A 16,289-nucleotide genomic window follows, 5' to 3' on the forward strand; every position below is an offset into this window, starting at 1 on the left:
GCCACGTCCCTCTGTAGCCGTATTTGCCTGGATGAGACCTCTTAGCCGAACCAAGTGGCTAGCCGGCCGCTGCCGGAGGGGGAGTGGCTCATCCGTAATCCTTTCTCAAAGATGGATAAACCTTTTTCGCTTGCCAGCAGGTTGCTTAGCGGTGCCTTGCTGTTCCTCTCCTTTCTATTGCCCGCCTGCTCAGACGATGATGAAGACAACCTGGAAGGTACCTTTTACGGTGCTCCCGTGGCGGTAGGGCAGGGCACCGCCAAGGCCTGGGTCACCACCAACGCGGCCGGTACGCCAACCGCGGTAGGCATCACCCTGTCAGAGGGGGCCTTGTCTAACCTGGGAAATGCCATGCGTATGTACACGCTGCCGCTGCCGCAACAAGCCAACCAGACGCTCTACAACCATGTCATGCTAGACTGGAACCCGCAGGGCCACGAACCGCCCGGACTGTACAACGTGCCGCACTTTGATGCCCACTTCTACATGATACCAGAGGCTGAAGTGGCCAACATTGAGGGGCAGGCCGCCATGGACGAGGAGGCCGAGGCCCGGTTTGTGCCCCAGAACTACATTCTTACGCCCGGGGTGGTGCCCGGTATGGGCGCTCACTGGATTGACGTGACAGACCAGAACAATGCCCCTGGCCAGTTTGCCCGCAATTTCCTCTACGGCTCCATAGACGGGAATTTTATCTTCCATGAGCCTATGTTCACCCTGGCCTACCTCACCAGCCTGACCACCCGCGGCGGCGAAACCATAGCGGTGCCCCAGCCTTCGGCGTACCAGAAGGCGGGCCTGTACCCCATGCGGTACGGTTTCTCCTACAACAGCACCACCAAAGAATACACCATCTCCTTACTGGACTTGACCGAGCGGCAGTAAGCGCCTAAAACCAAAGCAGGCTGCCCCGGAAGTGAACAGCGGACGTTTAGGGGCCATTTTTAAGAAAATGGCCCCTAAACGCCCGCTGTTTTGTTTGGTCCTGCAGCTGCAATTTGGCAGACCCCTTAGCCCGCAAGTTCCTGACAAGGGGCCACGGCCTGGCGGAAGAGCAGCTCGTTGCCTTTCTTTCCCGCCAGCTCCAGGGCGGCCATCTTCCGGAGGCAGTAGGTGATCTGGCGGCAGCGGTGCAGCGGCAACCCCAGGGCTTGGGCCAGGTCTTTGTTGGAAAAAGGCTGCGGCAGGGTGGGCGGTAAGAACTGCAGAAAATCCTGGGCGCAGGTGAAAGTATGCGTGCTGACCACCTCCAGCAGCTTGCGGTCTTTGAGGCTGACTTTCTTGCGTCGTTTGCTGCCCTTCCCATCCCGGCACCGCACTTCCTCTTCCCTGATGAGGGGGAACTCCAGCGTGAAGGCCGCGTGCTGCACCAGCTCGGGGAGCCGCACCAGCTCCTCAAAAAGGTCTGACAGGGCGCCCCGGTAAGAAGATTTGCGGCGCGACAGCACCGAGGTGCCCTTGGCGTCTACCTGCACCACCCATTTCTCAAAAGTAACCGGATGGATGAGGTGCACGGCGTGGTCTTTCAGGAGCGCCTGCAGCTTGGGCCTTATGGCCGTGAAATTGCGGGTCTGGATCTCCACCAGCTGGCGGCCCCGCACCAGGTCAATTACAAACCCACCCACGGGCACCTCAAACCGGTCCTGGGGTTGGGCGTACCACTGTTTCAGGGCGGCGTGCAAGGAGCGCTCATTCTTGATGTTGATGCCGGTTTTTTCGGCTACGGTCTTGTTTTCTCCCTCTGGTGCTTCCAACGCTCTCTTGCTTTGCGGCGGTAAAGGTAAAGCGTTCACCTTTATTGGATCAAACTCAGGTGGGCGGTCACCACTTTCCAGGAGCCGTTCACGCGGGCGTACACGTGGGTGTAGCGCACGGGCATGGCAAAGGCGTTGGCGTTCCAGGTGCCGGCATATTTGGTTCGGCCGGTAGAGACCACGGTGTTGGGGTAGCCCCTGAACTGCCGGTCTTCAAGCAGGAGCGGTTGCAGCGCCCGCTCCGGCATGGCCGAGGTCTCTAGGTACTGCTTTCTGGTTTCCAGCACGGCACTGCTCCCGCTCAGGGTAAACTCCGGGGCCAGCAACTGGCTCATGGCGGCTGTATCCTTGCGGACCAGGGCCTTCATCCACCGGTCTTCCAGCCTCTCCACCTCCCGGATGGCTTCTGGACCGGATTGGGAAAGGTCTGCGGTGCCTTTGCAGGCCGGGACCAGAAACAACAGCAGAAAAATCGCCCTAAAAAGGGAGGGGTACCCGGAAAAAGGCAAGGAAGAAGTGCGCATAAGTGGAAAAGCCCAGGCGTAGGGGGTATGGTGATTTGCAAACAAGGCCAAAGCTACGGAATCCAGGCTTTATTCAAAGTGGGTTGCGGGACAGCGGGGCGGTATTCCCTTTCTGGCCCATTTTTCCGAAAGGAGTCCGGAAACGGAAATGCGCAGCGCTCTTCCGTATAAACACGCAGGCAATGGGCTGGAAAGTACGTGATTTGGGGCGAGAGCCAACCTCAGCGGGTGGCTTGCGTTCCGGTGGAAAAAAGCAGGCCATGATTATTCCTCCCTTTCTGCAAGCCGGTGACAAAGTTGGCGTGATCAGCACCAGCAACTACACCCAGCAAGAGTACATAGACCAATTGGTAGAGATCCTGAAAGAATGGAAACTGGAACCCGTTTTGGGGAAAACCATCGGGCCCCGGCACGGCAGCTTTGCCGGCCCGGACGAGCTCCGCAGGAAGGACCTGCAGCACATGCTGGACAACCCAGACATCAAAGCCGTGCTGCAGACCATGGGCGGCTACGGCATCATCCGGATCATTGACCAGGTGAACTTCAATACCTTTAAGTACAGCCCCAAGTGGCTGGTGGGCTACAGCGACACCACCTTTCTGCACAGCCACGTGCAAGGCATGCTCAGCACCGCGTCCATCCACGGCACCATGGCCGCAGACCTGGAGGCCGGTTTTCAGCCCCAATCCTGGGAAACCCTTAGAAAGGCCCTGTTTGGCGAGGAACTGACTTACCAGGTAGACCCGCACCCCTTGAACCGCGTGGGTTCCTCAGAGGGCATGCTGGTGGGCGGCACCAGCAGCGTGCTGTGCAACGCCAAAGGCACCATTTCTGAAGTGAACACCAACGGCAAGATCCTCTTCCTGGAAGAGGTGGGCGAACACAAGTTCCGGCTAGACAGTTACCTGACCTCGCTGAAAAAGGCCCGGAAGTTTGACTACGTGAAAGGCCTCCTGGTGGGCCACCTGATTGAGATTGAGGAAGACGAGCCGCCGTTTGGGAAAACCCCCGAGGAGATTGTGCTGGAGGCGGTGCAGGAGTATGATTTTCCGGTGTGTTTCGGGTTTCCGGCGGGGCACGGGCAAGACAACCAGGCCCTGATTCTGGGCAGCCTGGTCTCCCTGGAAGTGACCCCAAAGGGCAGCACCGTTGCATTCACCCCATGATTCGGCGCAGGCCGCTCCGCCGTTTCGGGGCCCTTTTGCGTAAAACAGCCCATAAACTGGTTTAACCCCCTTACGGCATATGGCCCTCTGTTGTATTCTCACCTGTGAGCACGCCGGCAACGAGATTCCCGGCGAGTATGCCTTTCTGTTTGCGGGAAAGGAAGATGTGCTGTACTCGCACAAAGCCATTGACTTTGGGGCGGGTTGGCTGGCCCGGCACCTGGCCCGCAGGCTTGGGCTGCCGCTCTACAGCGTCACTACCTCGCGCCTGCTGGTAGAGGGCAACCGGTCTTTGGGCACCCAGGAGTTGTTCTCACCCTACACCAAGGAACTAGCTAAAGAAGAAAAGCAGGCCCTTCTGGAAAAGTACTACTTCCCGCACCGGCGCGAGGTGGAAGCCAAAATACAGGAAGAAACAGCGGCGGGGCACCAGGTGCTGCACCTGGCCATCCATACGTTTACCCCGGCGCTGGAGGGCGAGGTGCGCCCGGCCGAGGTCGGGATTCTGTATGACCCGGAGCGGTCCCTGGAGGAAAGGTTGGCGCACCAGTTGAAAGCTCACTTACAGGAGGCGAACCCGGAACGGAAGGTCCTGTTCAACCAGCCTTATCCCGGCTCAGCCGATGGATTTCCTACCCACCTGCGCGGCAAGTTTGACCAGAACCACTACGCCGGCTTTGAGCTGGAGGTAAACCAGAAGTTCTTCCTGAACGGCGACGAGGAGGCATGGCGGCAGGTGCTGGAAGAGATAACCCAGGCGGTACAGGCGGTGCTGCAAGCAGGGCAAGCCTGACAGCGGCAGCCAGGTGGCTTTTAAACCGTGAGCATGGTTTCTGGGCCGGCTTCAGCACAGTTTTTGGGCAGTTTTCCCCGAATTTCAGTAAATTTAAGGTTTAGTACACCCGCAGCAGCCTGCAAAGGGCTTCTGCCTTGAACGAAATGTATGATGCGTAACCTTATTTTACCGGCTGGCAAGGCGCCTAGTTTACTGGTGATGCTGGCCATGGTAGGCTGCACCTCCACGCAGCCCCAGCAAACCGCCTCCACCACCGCTACACCCGCTCCGGCCGCCACCCAGATGAAAGAAACCTTGGATAATCCCCTGCTGGCCGAATGGACCGGTCCGTACGGCGGCGTTCCGGCTTTCGACAAAATGAGCCTGGCCGACCTGAAGCCCGCCATGGAGAAAGGCATGGCCCTGCACCTGGCCGACATTGACGCCATTACCAACAACCCGGCCGCGCCCACCTTTGAGAACACCATTGTGCCCTACGAAAAAGCCGGCGAGGCGCTGAGCCGGGCCTTCATCTACTACGGCATCTGGGGCAGCAACATGTCTACGCCGGAGTTCCGCAAGATTCAGGCCGAGCTGGCGCCGCAGATCTCTGACTTCCGGTCTAAGATCTCGCAGAATACCAAGCTGTTTGAGCGCATCAAGGCCGTGTACGACCTGTCGCAGAAAACGCCCCTACCCGCCGACCAGCAGCGCGTGGTGCAGCTCATCTACGAAGACTTCGCCATGGAGGGCGCCGGCCTGAGCCCCGAAGCCAAGCAGCGCTACGCCGCCATCAACAAAGAGCTTTCCTCCCTGTACACCTCGTTCGGCAACAACGTGCTGGCCGATGAGGAGAAATACGTGACCTACTTCACCAAAGACCAGTTGGGCGGTTTGCCCGAAAGCTTTGTGAAAGCCGCTGCCAAAGCCGCCGCCGACAGGGGCAAGGAAGGGCAGTACGCCGTGACCAACACCCGTTCCTCCATGGATCAGTTCCTGACCTATTCAGACAACCGGGCCCTGCGCGAGAAAGTCTGGAATACCTACTACTCGCGCGCCGACAACGGTGACGCCAACGACAACAACAAAAACATTACCCGTATCTTGGAGCTGCGCGACGAGCGCGTGAAACTGCTGGGCTACGACACCTACGCCGACTGGCGCCTGCAGAACCGCATGGCCAAGAATCCCAAAAACGCTATGGCCTTAATGGAAGCCGTTTGGCCCGCCGCCCTGGCCCGCGTGAAAGAGGAGGTAAAAGACATGCAGGCCGTAGCCAATGCCAGCGGCGCGAAGATCACCATTGCGCCCTGGGATTACCGCTACTACGCCGAGAAAGTGCGCAAGAAGAAGTATGCCCTGGACTCTGACGAAGTGAAGCAATACCTGGAGCTGGGCAATCTCACGCAGGCTATTTTCTATACTGCCGGGGAGCTGTTCAACTTCGCGTTTAAGCCCGTGCCCAAAGGTTCGGTGCCGGTCTTCCACGAAGACGTGAACGTGTGGGAAGTGACCGATAAGACTACCGGCGAGCACATCGGCCTGTGGTACCTCGATCCGTTCGCGCGTCCGGGCAAGCGGTCGGGCGCCTGGGCGTCGCCGTACCGCAGCCACACCACCTTTGATGGCAAGAAAACGGTGCTGGCGTCCAACAACTCCAACTTCATCAAGCCCGCGCCGGGGGAGCCCGTACTGGTTTCCTGGGACGATGCCACCACCTTCTTCCACGAGTTCGGCCACGCGCTGCACTTCCTGGCTTCCAACGTGAAGTACCCTACGCTCAACAGCGGCGTGCGCGACTACACCGAGTTCCACTCGCAGCTCTTGGAGCGCTGGCTGTCCACCGACCGGGTGATCAACCAGTTCCTGAAGCACCACAAAACCGGCAAGGTGATGCCCCCGGAACTGGTCGCCAAGATCAAGAAAGCGTCCACCTTCAACCAAGGTTTTGCCACCACCGAGTTCCTGGCCTCGGCGCTCATGGACATGAAGTTCCACACCCTGCCTGACCCCACCGGCCTGGACCCCGATAAATTTGAGCGCGAGACCCTGGCGGCCCTGAACATGCCCAAAGAGATTGTGATGCGCCACCGTTCGCCGCACTTCACGCACGTATTCTCCGGCGAAGGCTACGCCACCGGCTACTACGGTTACCTGTGGGCCGATGTGCTGACCTCAGACGCCGCCGAGGCGTTTGAAGAAGCCCCGGGCGGATTCTATGACAAGGAAGTGGCCGCCAAGCTGGTGAAGTACCTGTTTGCCCCGCGCAACTCCATGGACCCCGCCGAGGCCTACCGCCTGTTCCGCGGCCGTGACGCCAAGATTGACGCCCTCATGCGTGACCGCGGCTTCCCAGTACCCGGACAGAAAACCAATGGTGCCAAGGCGAAGAAATAAGCAGTAGCCGTAAACCCGTTTTAAGCTTGTTTTCCTTTAATCGGGCTTGAAACAGATAAAAGAAAAGTCCCCATGTTCACCGGTGAGGTGGAGCATGGGGACTCTTCTTTTTATAGCTCCTATTTGGGTTGTGGGTAAAGGTTTGTTACAGTACTCCCTCGCTCGCCTCTGGCGAGTGTGAGCCATCGGGCGGCGTCTCGCCGCTAGGTACTTCACCTGAAATCTTGCCCGCAACGCGGCCAGAGGCCGCCCAATTTCTCACACTCGCCAGAGGCGAGCGAGGGGATTTTAGAGATGCAGCAAGGAAGTTCTTGTAATTCTGTAATGGCATCAACGCAACTACCAGAGAACGGCAAAGCTCTTGGACTCTACTCTAGTGGATTGCGTTAGGTAACCTTCACAGGGTGCGGTCAGGCGTTCTCACCATCCTGTTGCTCGGGCTCCGCAAGCCGCACCATGCTTTCAGAGTTGATGCAGAAGCGCAGGCCATGGGGCGCGGGGCCGTCGGGGAAAACGTGGCCCAGGTGCCCGTCGCAGGTGTTGCACTGCGCCTCTATGCGCTGCATGTGGTGGCTGTCGTCAAACAGGTACTTGAGGGCGCCTTTGGCGATGGGCTGCGTGAAGCTGGGCCAACCCGAGATGGCGTGGTATTTCTCGGTGGAGTTGAACAGCGGGGTGCCGCAGCCGGCGCACACGTACACGCCCGGGTCATACGACTTGCAGTAGGCGTTGCGGTAAGGCGGCTCGGTGCCTTTCCGGCGTAATACCTCAAACTGCTGTGGGGTGAGGTGCCGCTGCCACTCCGCCTCGGTTTTCTCTACCCGCCGGGAGGGTTCGGGGTTGCTGTATTTGGCATATTTGATCACGTCTATCCACCGGAGCATACGGGCAGGGGTTGTTTGCCAGGAAAACAAGGTGGCTGGCAGCAGGGTTCAACCAGGTTTCGGGCCCGTTTTCCTGAAAATAAGACGAAAACAGGACGGCACAACCCCTAAACGGCTGCCCTGGCAAGGCTATCGGCTGGGAGAAGTACACTTTTCTGCGGGTTTCCCGTATGACGCGTGTAGGTACAGAGACATGACTCGGAAGCGCCCCGTACCGGGTATTCACCCCTTCCGCTCTGGGCCGGTTTGCACCCTCTATGAAATTGACCTTTACCCTTCTACTAAGCCTGTGCGCTGCGCTGATGGCCCAGGCACAAGTGATCACGGAGCCAGATTCTGTGAAGCCCGGCCACGGTTCCCGCGAGCAGCAACTGCAGCAGATCAAGGCCCGCAAGGCCCGGCTCTTCCGTGACTCGCTGGGAGGCACAGAGCCCACCAACGCGTTCCTGCTGGACACCACCCGCTTCAACAAATACGGCGACCTGCTCCATGATGATCCCGACTACAACCCGCGCCAGCCCTTCTGGAAACCCGCCGTACAGGTGCTGGGTGTGAACGCCGTGTTCATGGGCTTTAATCGTTACATCGCCAAGGCCGACTACGGCTATGTGAGCCCCAGCACCTGGAAAACCAACCTGCGCTCCCGCCCCGAGTGGGACACCGATGAGTTTGGCATCAACTTCATAGGGCACCCGTACCAGGGCACCCTGTACTTCAACGCGGCCCGCTCGCAGGGCTATAATTACTGGCAGTCGTTGCCGTTTGCAGTGGGCGGCAGCCTTACCTGGGAGTACTTCGGGGAGAACACCCTGCCCTCGTACAACGACATGATCTACACGCCGCTCAACGGGGCCGCCCTGGGCGAGATCCTGTACCGGCTCAGCTCCAACATTCTGGACGACCGCACCCGGGGCGGGGAACGCGCCCTGCGCGAAATTGCTGCCGGCCTGGTGAATCCCGTGCGGGGCCTCAACCGCCTGCTGCAGGGCAAAACCTTCCAGGTCACCAACAAAGAGGTCTACGAGAAAGAGCCGCTTAACCTTACCCTGTTTGCCGGGGTGCACCGCCTCAACCAGCGGCAAGACGATGTGTTTGGTCTGGGCCAGAACAAAGCCCTGCTCAACGTGCAACTGGACTACGGCAATCCCTTTGAATTCCAGAAACGCAAACCCTTTGACCTGTTCCGGGTGCGGGTAGAGCTTAGCAAAGGCGCCGGCGACACCCTGGCCGGCACCCTTAATAACGTGACCGGGTACGGCATCCTGTTCGGGAAAAACAGCCAGGTTGGCAAACTCTCGGTGCTTACCGGCCTTTTTCAGTACTATGACTACTGGAACACCCGCAACTTTGAGCTGGGGGCGTTGGGCTTCGGGGGAGGCCTGTTCACACGCCTGCCCCTCAGCAACCAGCTGAACCTGTACAACAACGTGCACCTGGGCGTGATTCCGCTGGCGGGCAACAGCACCCGCTTCGCCCCCGATGAAAACGGCCTGCGCGATTACGTGTACACCACCGGCTTGCATGCCAAGCTGGAAAGCACCCTGAGCCTGGGCAAGTACGCCTCGGCGGCGTTTGTGTACTACCACTACTGGCTCAACACCTTTGAAGGGCTGGAGGGCTCCAACTCGGTGGGCATTGTCAGGCCCCGGGTAACGGTGCGGCTGTTCAAGAACGTGAGCCTGGGGTATGAGCACTTCGGGTACACCACCAACCGGCGCCTGGCGCAGTACCCCACCCAACGCTCCGTCATCACTGACCAGAAGATTTTCCTGCAACTGTTCCTGGAAGATTCCCAGCGCCGGGGCCGGTACAATTAACCGCAGGGTACAAGGCGCTGTTTTGGGGCAATTTTCGGGAAAACGGCCCCAAAACAGGCCGGCTTTCGGCCGCTAAAGACCGCGTGCCCTTGGGGAGTATAAGTCCTTTCAGGGGAAGGATGTACCTTTGCCCCTGAACGGGCAGGCCGGGTGGGGTACTACCAACACCGCGGGTCTGCCCTTAACGTAGAAAGAGCATGAAAGTAGTAGGCAATATCCTGACTATTGGTACCAAGCGGGACAACAAGCACCAGAACATTGAAGTGTACCTTGATGCGGTGGAGTACCTGACCAGCCGCAAAGACGGTAAGTACTACCAGGACTTCTCGTACGAGGAGGAACTGGAGACGCCCCTGGTGATTACCGGCGACTGCCTGGCCCGGGTTCCGGGCAAGCAGGCCGAGGAGGGCGAGTACGAGTTCAGGGTGTATGACAAAGTGGGGGAGGAGTACGTGCTAAACCCCGACAAGCAACTGAGCCTGAGCCTGGAGTACGACTTTGATGAAAACCTGCACATCCTCTCCTCGGCGTACTACGCCATTTCCCTGCCAGATGCCGAGTTCACCAAGCTCAAGGCAGAGAAAGAAAAGGAAAAGTCGGTGAAGAAGTGGAAAGGACGCAAAAGCGGCTGATACCTAAAAGCGGGTATTTTCGGTTTCTACGTACTCATCAACCACATTCTGGGTAACTTTTGGCGGCAGGCCAAGTACAACAAAAGGTCAACCTGTTTCTTGAAAGGAGTAGAACCATGGAATTGAGGGGAGCCGAAAAGCTGGTGCCGCTGGCCCTGGAAAACCTGTACGAAGACGAGGTGGCCCAGATAAAGCTGGACAAAGAGGCGGGGGTGTTGCAGTTAACGTTCCTGCAGAGTCCGGCGGGTGAGCAGTTCCGGAATGCCTACCGGCTGGCCCTTGACCTTGCCGCCACCAAAGGCGTGCGGTTCTGGCTCACCGATGCCCGGCAGATCAAAGCAATGCTCCCCGAGAACCAGACCTGGCTGGTGCAGAACATGGCACCCTTGTTCAGCTCCTTCCAGCTCCGCCGTTTTGCCATTGTCATGGCGCCCGAGTGCTTTGTCATGACCAATCCCACCCGGGTGTACGAGAAGCCGGCCGGTCAGGAGCCCGCTTCGGCCAGGCCCATCAAAGTCCATTTTGACAAAGAGGCCGCCTTCCAGTGGCTCCTGGAGGAATAGCGGCCGGAAGCGGCGGGTGGTGGGCGCACCAGAATCTTTTTTACCTTTGTCTCCGTTCCCCAAAGCTGGGCCTGCCTGGTAGCATAGGGCCGGGCCCGGTGGTTTTGTTTGGAGAAGATACCAATTTATGAAATTTACCCAACCCGAACTCCGGTCGGTGAACGTGGTACGGTACGTGACGCCGCTCCGGGAGGGAGGTTCACTGCCGGCCATTGTGGAAGCCGACGATGAGTTTCTGTACGTGCTTAAGTTTAGGGGAGCCGGCCAGGGCGTGAAAGCCCTGATCGCCGAACTCATTGCGGGGGAGATTGCCCGCCTGCTGGGTTTGCGCATTCCTGAGCTGGTGTTCGCCCACCTGGACGAGAGCTTTGGCCGGGCAGAGCCCGACGAGGAAATCCAGGACCTGCTGCAGTTCAGCGTGGGGCTCAACCTGGGGTTGCATTACCTGTCCCGCGCCATCACGTTTGATGCCCTGGTGAACCAAGTAGACCCCCGGCTCGCCTCGCAGGTGGTCTGGCTGGACTGCCTCATCACCAACGTGGACCGTACCGCCCGCAACACCAACATGCTGGTCTGGCATAAGGAACTGTGGTTGATTGACCATGGCGCGGCCTTTTACTTCCATCATAACTGGCAGAACTGGCAGGAGCAGGCCAAGCGGCCCTTTGTGCAGGTAAAAGACCACGTGCTGCTGCCCCGGGCCACCGAACTGGAGGCCGTGGACGCCGAGTTCAAAGCCCTTCTTACCCCAGACCGGATCCAGGCCATCATCGCTTTGATCCCCGACGATTGGCTGACCGGAGACTCGCCGTTCGCCACCGTAGAAGAACACCGGCAGGTGTATGCCCACTTCCTGGAAACCCGCCTGGCCCATTCAGAAATTTTTGTCAAAGAAGCACAGAATGCAAGAAAAGCACTTATTTGAGTACGCCGTTCTAAGGGTAGTGCCGTGCGTAGAACGCGAGGAGTTTCTCAATGTGGGTGTCATTCTCTACTGCCCGGCCCAACGGTTTCTGCAAACCATCTTTCACGTGGACCAAGAGCGGCTCCGTACGTTTTCCTGTGACCTGGACCTGGCGGAATTAGAGGAGCGGCTGCAGGCCTTTGTGCGCATCTGCTCCGGCGGCAAGACCGGCGGCACCATCGGGCAACTGCCCCTGGCCTCGCGTTTCCGGTGGCTGACCGCCACCCGCAGCACCGTGGTCCAAACCTCGGCCGTACACCCCGGCCTCTGCACCGATGCCCAGGAAACCCTCCACCGCTTGCAGAAGCAATTGGTTTTGTAAAGGCTTAGTCCTCCTCTACAGGGAAGGTGCCGGTCCGTGAAATTGGCCCGTTTTCTTCAAAACAGCCCTAAAACAGACGATAATAAAAAAGCCCCTTGCTTTCAGAAGCAAGGGACTTTTAGGTGCTGGTACCGGCGGGTTATTGCCTTACCACCCGCAGGGTCTGCACGTTTGAGCCGGTAGATACCCTAATGATGTACATTCCAACTTTGGTTGCTCTGGCATCCCATTTGGCCTGGATGGTTTCACCGGCTACGGCTTTGCCTTTCTGCACGTGTTTCACCAAAGCGCCTTTCAGGTCAAAGATGTCCAGGCTGTACTCCCCGTCCTGCGCCACGCTGAACTCAATGGAGGCCTCATCGGTCATTGGGTTCGGGTAGCTGGTGAGTCTGGCCTTTGCGGCAACCGGTAACTTTGCCACTGCCACAGCGCTGGTGGTTTTGCTGGTTGTTTTAACAGAAGAGTTATGGATGTTGATTGACCCTCCCTGGATCAAGGTATGACCTGCTAAGGAGGTTTCGTCAGCCGATAACGTGGCAGAAGCAGTAGCTGATAAATCAGCATTGTCATACACAAGGCTTCCGTTGGCCTTGTTTACAATCTTAATCCTGAACTTGCCAACGTTTATTCCACCCGCTTCAGCAGTTAAAACAAAGCCGTACCACCCAGCTCCGTTTATGGTACCCTCCCCTTTGAACTGAGCTTTCGTAGTGCCTGATACCACTAACCAGTCATATTTGGTACTCTTGAAGTTCATGCTTCCGGCGTGGAATTGGAACTCAGTGTTTCCGGTAGGAACGTTGGCTCCCTTCTGGTTTTTCCCAACAAAGCCAAAGTTAGCTTTCCCGGTTAACTCAGTAGCAGGGGTTGCAGTATTAAAGGATGTTCTCAAGGCTCCTGCTGGAGAGTTAATCCATCCACCGCCTGTAACCATTCCTTCATCAAAGACTACAACATATTCATAGGTGAGTGTTTCTGTTGCACAACCAAGATTGATAGCTGTAATATGGAGTTTGTAAACTCCTACAGTTGGAAGGGAAGTAAAGTCGAAGCCGAATCTGGTTACTCCATTTGCTTCTGAGATTTTTTTGGTTGCTCCTTTTATGGAGATTCCGCTACTGGTTTGCAGTTCAGCAGTTGCAGTCAAGGAACTTCCTTTGATAGGTGCTTCCACAGTCAAGAAGGTGCCAACCGGAACATTGGGAGCAGTTAAGACAGAGGTTCCTTGCTTAAATACTAACGGTTCAAAAACTGGTTTTGGGATATCAACAATAGTTACCAGTTGAGTAGCAGTAGCGGTATTTCCTGTTGCATCGGTGGCAGTCCAAGTTACAGTAGTCTGACCAATTGGGAAATTAGCAGGGGCATCGTTTGTGATGGTGTAAGTACAGTTGTCAGTAGCTGTGGCCAAGCTGGTGATCACTCTTTCTTTTGCAACAGCTGAGCAAGCATTGATGGTTACATCTGCTGGCACGGAAGTCAGAGTTGGCTTGATGTTGTCAGTAACAGTCACGGTCTGGGTCACGGGCTCCGCCTGGTTGCCGTTGGCGTCGGTCACGGTCCAGGTGATCGTGGTGGTGCCCACGGGGAAGGCCTCGGTCAGCGGGCGGCTGTCGCTTCTAGAGCCGGTCGGTGCTCCCACCGAGCAGTTGTCGGAGGCGGCCGGGGCCTTGATGTCCAGGGCTGCCCCGCACTGGCCGGCCGGGGTATTGACGGCGATGGCGGCGGGAGTGGCGATCACTGGTTTGGTGTTGTCGGTCACGGTCACGATTTGGGTGGCGGTGGTGGTGTTGCCTGCCTCGTCAATGGCGGTGTAAGTAACGGTGGTGGTGCCCAATGAGAAGGTGGTAGGGGCGTTGTTGGTCACCTTAACAGTGGCCGAGCAGTTGTCGGTGGCCTTGGCCAAGCCCAGGTTTACGCCAGTGGCCTGACACTGTGAGTTGGCGGCTACCTGAACGGCTTCCGGGGCGGTCAGGACCGGAGCCTCATTATCGGTCACTGTTACCGTTAGGTGGTCAGTGATCGTGTTGCCAGCCCCGTCAGTGGCAGTGTAAGTTATGGTGGTAACTCCTTGATTGAAGGCGCGGGTCCCTACCTGACCATGGCCGTTTCCAGTCGTTGCGCCCGTCAAGGTCCAGCTTAATTTGCTGCCCGCACAATTGTCGCTGAAAGTGGCGTCCGGGATTGCCATTGTTGCTGAGCAGGTTCCCTTGTCAGTGCCAGAGGTCTGGTCAGCGGCTAGGGTCAGCACCGGCGCTTTGTTGTCTAGTACGGTTACAGTAAAGCTCTGGGTAGTTTCGTTGCCGGCCGCGTCCTTCGCAGCGTAGGTCACGGTGGTGGTGCCTATCGGGAATACTTCACCAGAGGCTAGGCCTTCTGTTCTCTCGGGAGTGACGGTAGAGCAGTTGTCGGTAGCCGAAACTTGGTACGTAACTACTGCTCCGCAGGCATCCGCGTCGTTGTTGACCGTGATGTTAGCTGGCACGGTTACCACTGGAGCAGTTTTGTCTTCTACGGTTACGGTGAAAGAGGCAGAAGACTGGTTACCAGTTCCATCAGTTGCCGTGTAAGTAACTGTGGTGGTGCCTAAGGCGAAGATGGCCCCAGGCTCATGGGTGGAAGTTAGAGTAACAGACCCGCAGTTGTCAGTAGCCGTAGGAGCGGTGAAGTTTACAGTAGCCTGACAGTTGGCTCCGGCGGCTACCGTAATATTGGCTGGCGTTCCGACGATTGTAGGTGCGGTCTGATCGACTACGGTCACGGTCTGGGTGGCGGTAGCTTGGTTGCCATTGACATCGGTTACGGTCCAGGTCACAGTATTGGGTCCGAGCTGGAAGGTCTGCTTAGCATCGTTGGTTACGGACTTCACGCCACAGTTGTCAGAAGTCACCGGAGTGCCCAAGATGACGTCGGAAGCCTGGCAGGAGGCGTTGGCGCTAACAATCAAGTCTGTTGGGGCGGTGATTGTCGGTTTCATGTTGTCGGTGACAGTCACGGTCTGGGTCACGGGCTCCGCCTGGTTGCCGTTGGCGTCGGTCACGGTCCAGGTGATGGTGGTGGTGCCCACGGGGAAGGCCTCGGTCAGCGGGCGGCTGTCGCTTCTGGAGCCTGTTGGTGCTCCCACCGAGCAGTTGTCTGAGGCGGCCGGGGCTGTGATGTCCAGGGCTGCCCCGCATTGGCCGGCCGGGGTATTAACGGCGATGGCGGCTGGGGTGGTGATTACCGGCTTGGTCACATCCTTCACACTCACCAGTTGGGTGGCAGTGGTCACGTTGCCGTTCTTGTCGTCGAAGGTCCAGGTGATGGTGTAGTCGCCCTGGTTTGTGTAGGAGAGTGGGTCGGTGGTTGTTCCGGTAATGGTTCCGGCGCAGTTGTCTGTGGTGGTCGGAGCCTCAGCTATGGTGGCGGAGCATTCGCCTGTCACAGCAGCCAACCTGGGCTGCACAGGGGGAGTTGTATCTTCTACTGTTACCGATACTGGTTCTGATGCTATACTTTCACATCCCTCGCTATTTTTAACTTTAACGCTGTAATTTCCACTTTCAGTTACGATTATAGACTGAGAAGTAGAGCCATTACTCCATAAGTAAGAAGCTGATGAAGGAGCCGTTAATTTTACACTTCCCGAAGGACAGAATGTGGTTGGGCCGCTTGCAGTGATCGTTGGTTTACCTGGTGCGGTTTTGGGAGCTGCTAATCCAGAACCAGCCAAACTAGTGCAACCATCTACTGTAGTAGTAACCGTGTAAGTTCCACCTGTTGAAACTTTGATTGAAGAAGTATTAGCGCCATTGCTCCACAACAAACTACCTCCTGCATCAGTTGATAGAGTGGATGTGCCGTCACAGTTGTTGACAACAGTAACATCAGGAGTTGATGGCCTTGTACAAGCTGCTGTATAAGCGGCGTACAACGTTATAAGGGTATTGGCAGCATTGGTGACCTTCCTATTTACAGATGGAGCAGTGTATTTAATTCCATTAATTGTTATATCGTTGAATGTCACAGTAATATTATGGTCCTTATTTACAGCTACATTAGGAGCTGTAGAAATGTTAGGAAAATTAAATTCTTTGTAGCCAGAAGCAACAATGTCGCTATCTTCATTTCTTACTGTATAAGTTGCTTTAATAAGAGGGGTGCCACTTAATCCTGTTGCTCCAAAATTAACATTTGCATCATAAAAAACAGTGATAGATTTGTAGCTAGTCTGCTTACCTACAGCAGTTACTGTGAATTTAACACCTAAATGCCTTTCTTCTACTTGGTAATCAATACTCCAAGTTCCATCTGGCTTAACGTCTACAATATAGACGTGATAGTCAGGGTAATCAGGCTCTTCTTTAAACTCAACATGTACTTGTTGATCTAATGCCCAGCCTGAGCCACTGATGTGCGCAATTTCACCGGGTACATAATCATCTTTGTCGGATGTTACGGTAGGAGCAGGTAATCCGGCATCCATGTAGGCATCACCTAGGGCAAAAGCAC

The 16,289-nt window shown here is 56.8% G+C and carries 13 protein-coding genes; 9 read left to right on the plus strand and 4 right to left on the minus strand.

Features of this window, described 5'->3' with window-relative positions; all coding sequences use genetic code 11:
- Positions 1 to 111: 111 nt before the first annotated feature.
- Complete coding sequence (locus JT718_RS10080) at positions 112 to 885, plus strand: DUF5602 domain-containing protein (protein WP_205502277.1); 774 nt, start codon at positions 112 to 114, stop codon at positions 883 to 885.
- A gap of 125 nt (positions 886 to 1,010) precedes the next feature.
- On the opposite strand, the gene JT718_RS10085 is transcribed toward JT718_RS10080, so the two are convergent.
- Together JT718_RS10085 and JT718_RS10090 are read right to left on the minus strand one after the other, a co-directional pair.
- Positions 1,011 to 1,754: a DUF8091 domain-containing protein gene (locus JT718_RS10085; RefSeq protein WP_205502279.1), complete on the minus strand. Its 744-nt coding sequence runs from the start codon at positions 1,752 to 1,754 to the stop codon at positions 1,011 to 1,013.
- A 41-nt stretch (positions 1,755 to 1,795) separates the two neighbouring features.
- On the minus strand, positions 1,796 to 2,278 hold the full coding sequence (locus JT718_RS10090; protein WP_205502282.1) for a nuclear transport factor 2 family protein: 483 nt from the start codon (positions 2,276 to 2,278) through the stop codon (positions 1,796 to 1,798).
- Between the two features lie 260 nt (positions 2,279 to 2,538).
- Between JT718_RS10090 and JT718_RS10095 the strand changes: the two genes are divergently transcribed.
- From JT718_RS10095 to JT718_RS10105, 3 genes are all read left to right on the plus strand, one after another.
- Entirely contained in the window at positions 2,539 to 3,444 is a 906-nt protein-coding gene (locus tag JT718_RS10095; RefSeq protein WP_205502284.1) for a S66 peptidase family protein, read from the plus strand.
- Positions 3,445 to 3,523: 79 nt separating this feature from the next.
- Complete coding sequence (locus JT718_RS10100) at positions 3,524 to 4,237, plus strand: N-formylglutamate amidohydrolase (RefSeq protein WP_205502285.1); 714 nt, start codon at positions 3,524 to 3,526, stop codon at positions 4,235 to 4,237.
- A gap of 150 nt (positions 4,238 to 4,387) precedes the next feature.
- On the plus strand, positions 4,388 to 6,616 hold the full coding sequence (locus JT718_RS10105; RefSeq protein ID WP_205502287.1) for a M3 family metallopeptidase: 2,229 nt from the start codon (positions 4,388 to 4,390) through the stop codon (positions 6,614 to 6,616).
- Positions 6,617 to 7,026: 410 nt separating this feature from the next.
- On the opposite strand, the gene msrB is transcribed toward JT718_RS10105, so the two are convergent.
- Positions 7,027 to 7,500: a peptide-methionine (R)-S-oxide reductase MsrB gene (gene msrB / locus JT718_RS10110; protein ID WP_205502289.1), complete on the minus strand. Its 474-nt coding sequence runs from the start codon at positions 7,498 to 7,500 to the stop codon at positions 7,027 to 7,029.
- 257 nt (positions 7,501 to 7,757) lie between these two features.
- Between msrB and JT718_RS10115 the strand changes: the two genes are divergently transcribed.
- The 5 genes from JT718_RS10115 to JT718_RS10135 all read left to right on the plus strand — a co-directional run bounded on the left by JT718_RS10115 (position 7,758) and on the right by JT718_RS10135 (position 11,798).
- Positions 7,758 to 9,317 carry a DUF3943 domain-containing protein gene (locus tag JT718_RS10115; RefSeq protein ID WP_205502291.1) on the plus strand — a complete coding sequence of 520 codons (1,560 nt, stop codon included), beginning with the start codon at positions 7,758 to 7,760 and terminating at the stop codon, positions 9,315 to 9,317.
- Between the two features lie 197 nt (positions 9,318 to 9,514).
- Entirely contained in the window at positions 9,515 to 9,949 is a 435-nt protein-coding gene (locus tag JT718_RS10120) for a hypothetical protein (protein WP_205502293.1), read from the plus strand.
- 116 nt (positions 9,950 to 10,065) lie between these two features.
- Positions 10,066 to 10,512, plus strand: coding sequence for a hypothetical protein (locus JT718_RS10125; RefSeq protein ID WP_205502295.1), 447 nt, complete (start codon positions 10,066 to 10,068; stop codon positions 10,510 to 10,512).
- Between the two features lie 127 nt (positions 10,513 to 10,639).
- The gene (locus JT718_RS10130; protein WP_205502297.1) at positions 10,640 to 11,437 is read left to right on the plus strand and encodes a HipA family kinase; all 798 of its coding nucleotides are present in this window, start codon (positions 10,640 to 10,642) and stop codon (positions 11,435 to 11,437) included.
- Positions 11,415 to 11,798 carry a DUF3037 domain-containing protein gene (locus tag JT718_RS10135; RefSeq protein WP_205502299.1) on the plus strand — a complete coding sequence of 128 codons (384 nt, stop codon included), beginning with the start codon at positions 11,415 to 11,417 and terminating at the stop codon, positions 11,796 to 11,798. The genes JT718_RS10130 and JT718_RS10135 overlap by 23 nt, the downstream gene beginning before the upstream one ends.
- A 139-nt stretch (positions 11,799 to 11,937) precedes the next feature.
- Here the strand turns inward: JT718_RS10135 and JT718_RS10140 are convergent, their stop codons facing one another.
- The gene (locus JT718_RS10140) at positions 11,938 to 15,243 is read right to left on the minus strand and encodes an HYR domain-containing protein (RefSeq protein ID WP_205502300.1); all 3,306 of its coding nucleotides are present in this window, start codon (positions 15,241 to 15,243) and stop codon (positions 11,938 to 11,940) included.
- Between the last annotated feature and the right edge of the window lie 1,046 nt (positions 15,244 to 16,289).

This window comes from Rufibacter psychrotolerans, assembly GCF_016924645.1.
Lineage (GTDB): Bacteria > Bacteroidota > Bacteroidia > Cytophagales > Hymenobacteraceae > Nibribacter > Nibribacter psychrotolerans.

What these genes read in the sequence shown, in the direction of transcription:
- JT718_RS10080 (WP_205502277.1), top strand. Translation starts at nt 112, where the DNA reads ATGGATAAACCTTTTTCGCTTGCCAGCAGGTTGCTTAGCGGTGCCTTG.
- JT718_RS10090 (WP_205502282.1), bottom strand. Translation starts at nt 2,278, where the DNA reads ATGCGCACTTCTTCCTTGCCTTTTTCCGGGTACCCCTCCCTTTTTAGG.
- JT718_RS10095 (WP_205502284.1), top strand. Translation starts at nt 2,539, where the DNA reads ATGATTATTCCTCCCTTTCTGCAAGCCGGTGACAAAGTTGGCGTGATC.
- JT718_RS10100 (WP_205502285.1), top strand. Translation starts at nt 3,524, where the DNA reads ATGGCCCTCTGTTGTATTCTCACCTGTGAGCACGCCGGCAACGAGATT.
- JT718_RS10105 (WP_205502287.1), top strand. Translation starts at nt 4,388, where the DNA reads ATGATGCGTAACCTTATTTTACCGGCTGGCAAGGCGCCTAGTTTACTG.
- msrB (WP_205502289.1), bottom strand. Translation starts at nt 7,500, where the DNA reads ATGCTCCGGTGGATAGACGTGATCAAATATGCCAAATACAGCAACCCC.
- JT718_RS10115 (WP_205502291.1), top strand. Translation starts at nt 7,758, where the DNA reads ATGAAATTGACCTTTACCCTTCTACTAAGCCTGTGCGCTGCGCTGATG.
- JT718_RS10120 (WP_205502293.1), top strand. Translation starts at nt 9,515, where the DNA reads ATGAAAGTAGTAGGCAATATCCTGACTATTGGTACCAAGCGGGACAAC.
- JT718_RS10125 (WP_205502295.1), top strand. Translation starts at nt 10,066, where the DNA reads ATGGAATTGAGGGGAGCCGAAAAGCTGGTGCCGCTGGCCCTGGAAAAC.
- JT718_RS10130 (WP_205502297.1), top strand. Translation starts at nt 10,640, where the DNA reads ATGAAATTTACCCAACCCGAACTCCGGTCGGTGAACGTGGTACGGTAC.
- JT718_RS10135 (WP_205502299.1), top strand. Translation starts at nt 11,415, where the DNA reads ATGCAAGAAAAGCACTTATTTGAGTACGCCGTTCTAAGGGTAGTGCCG.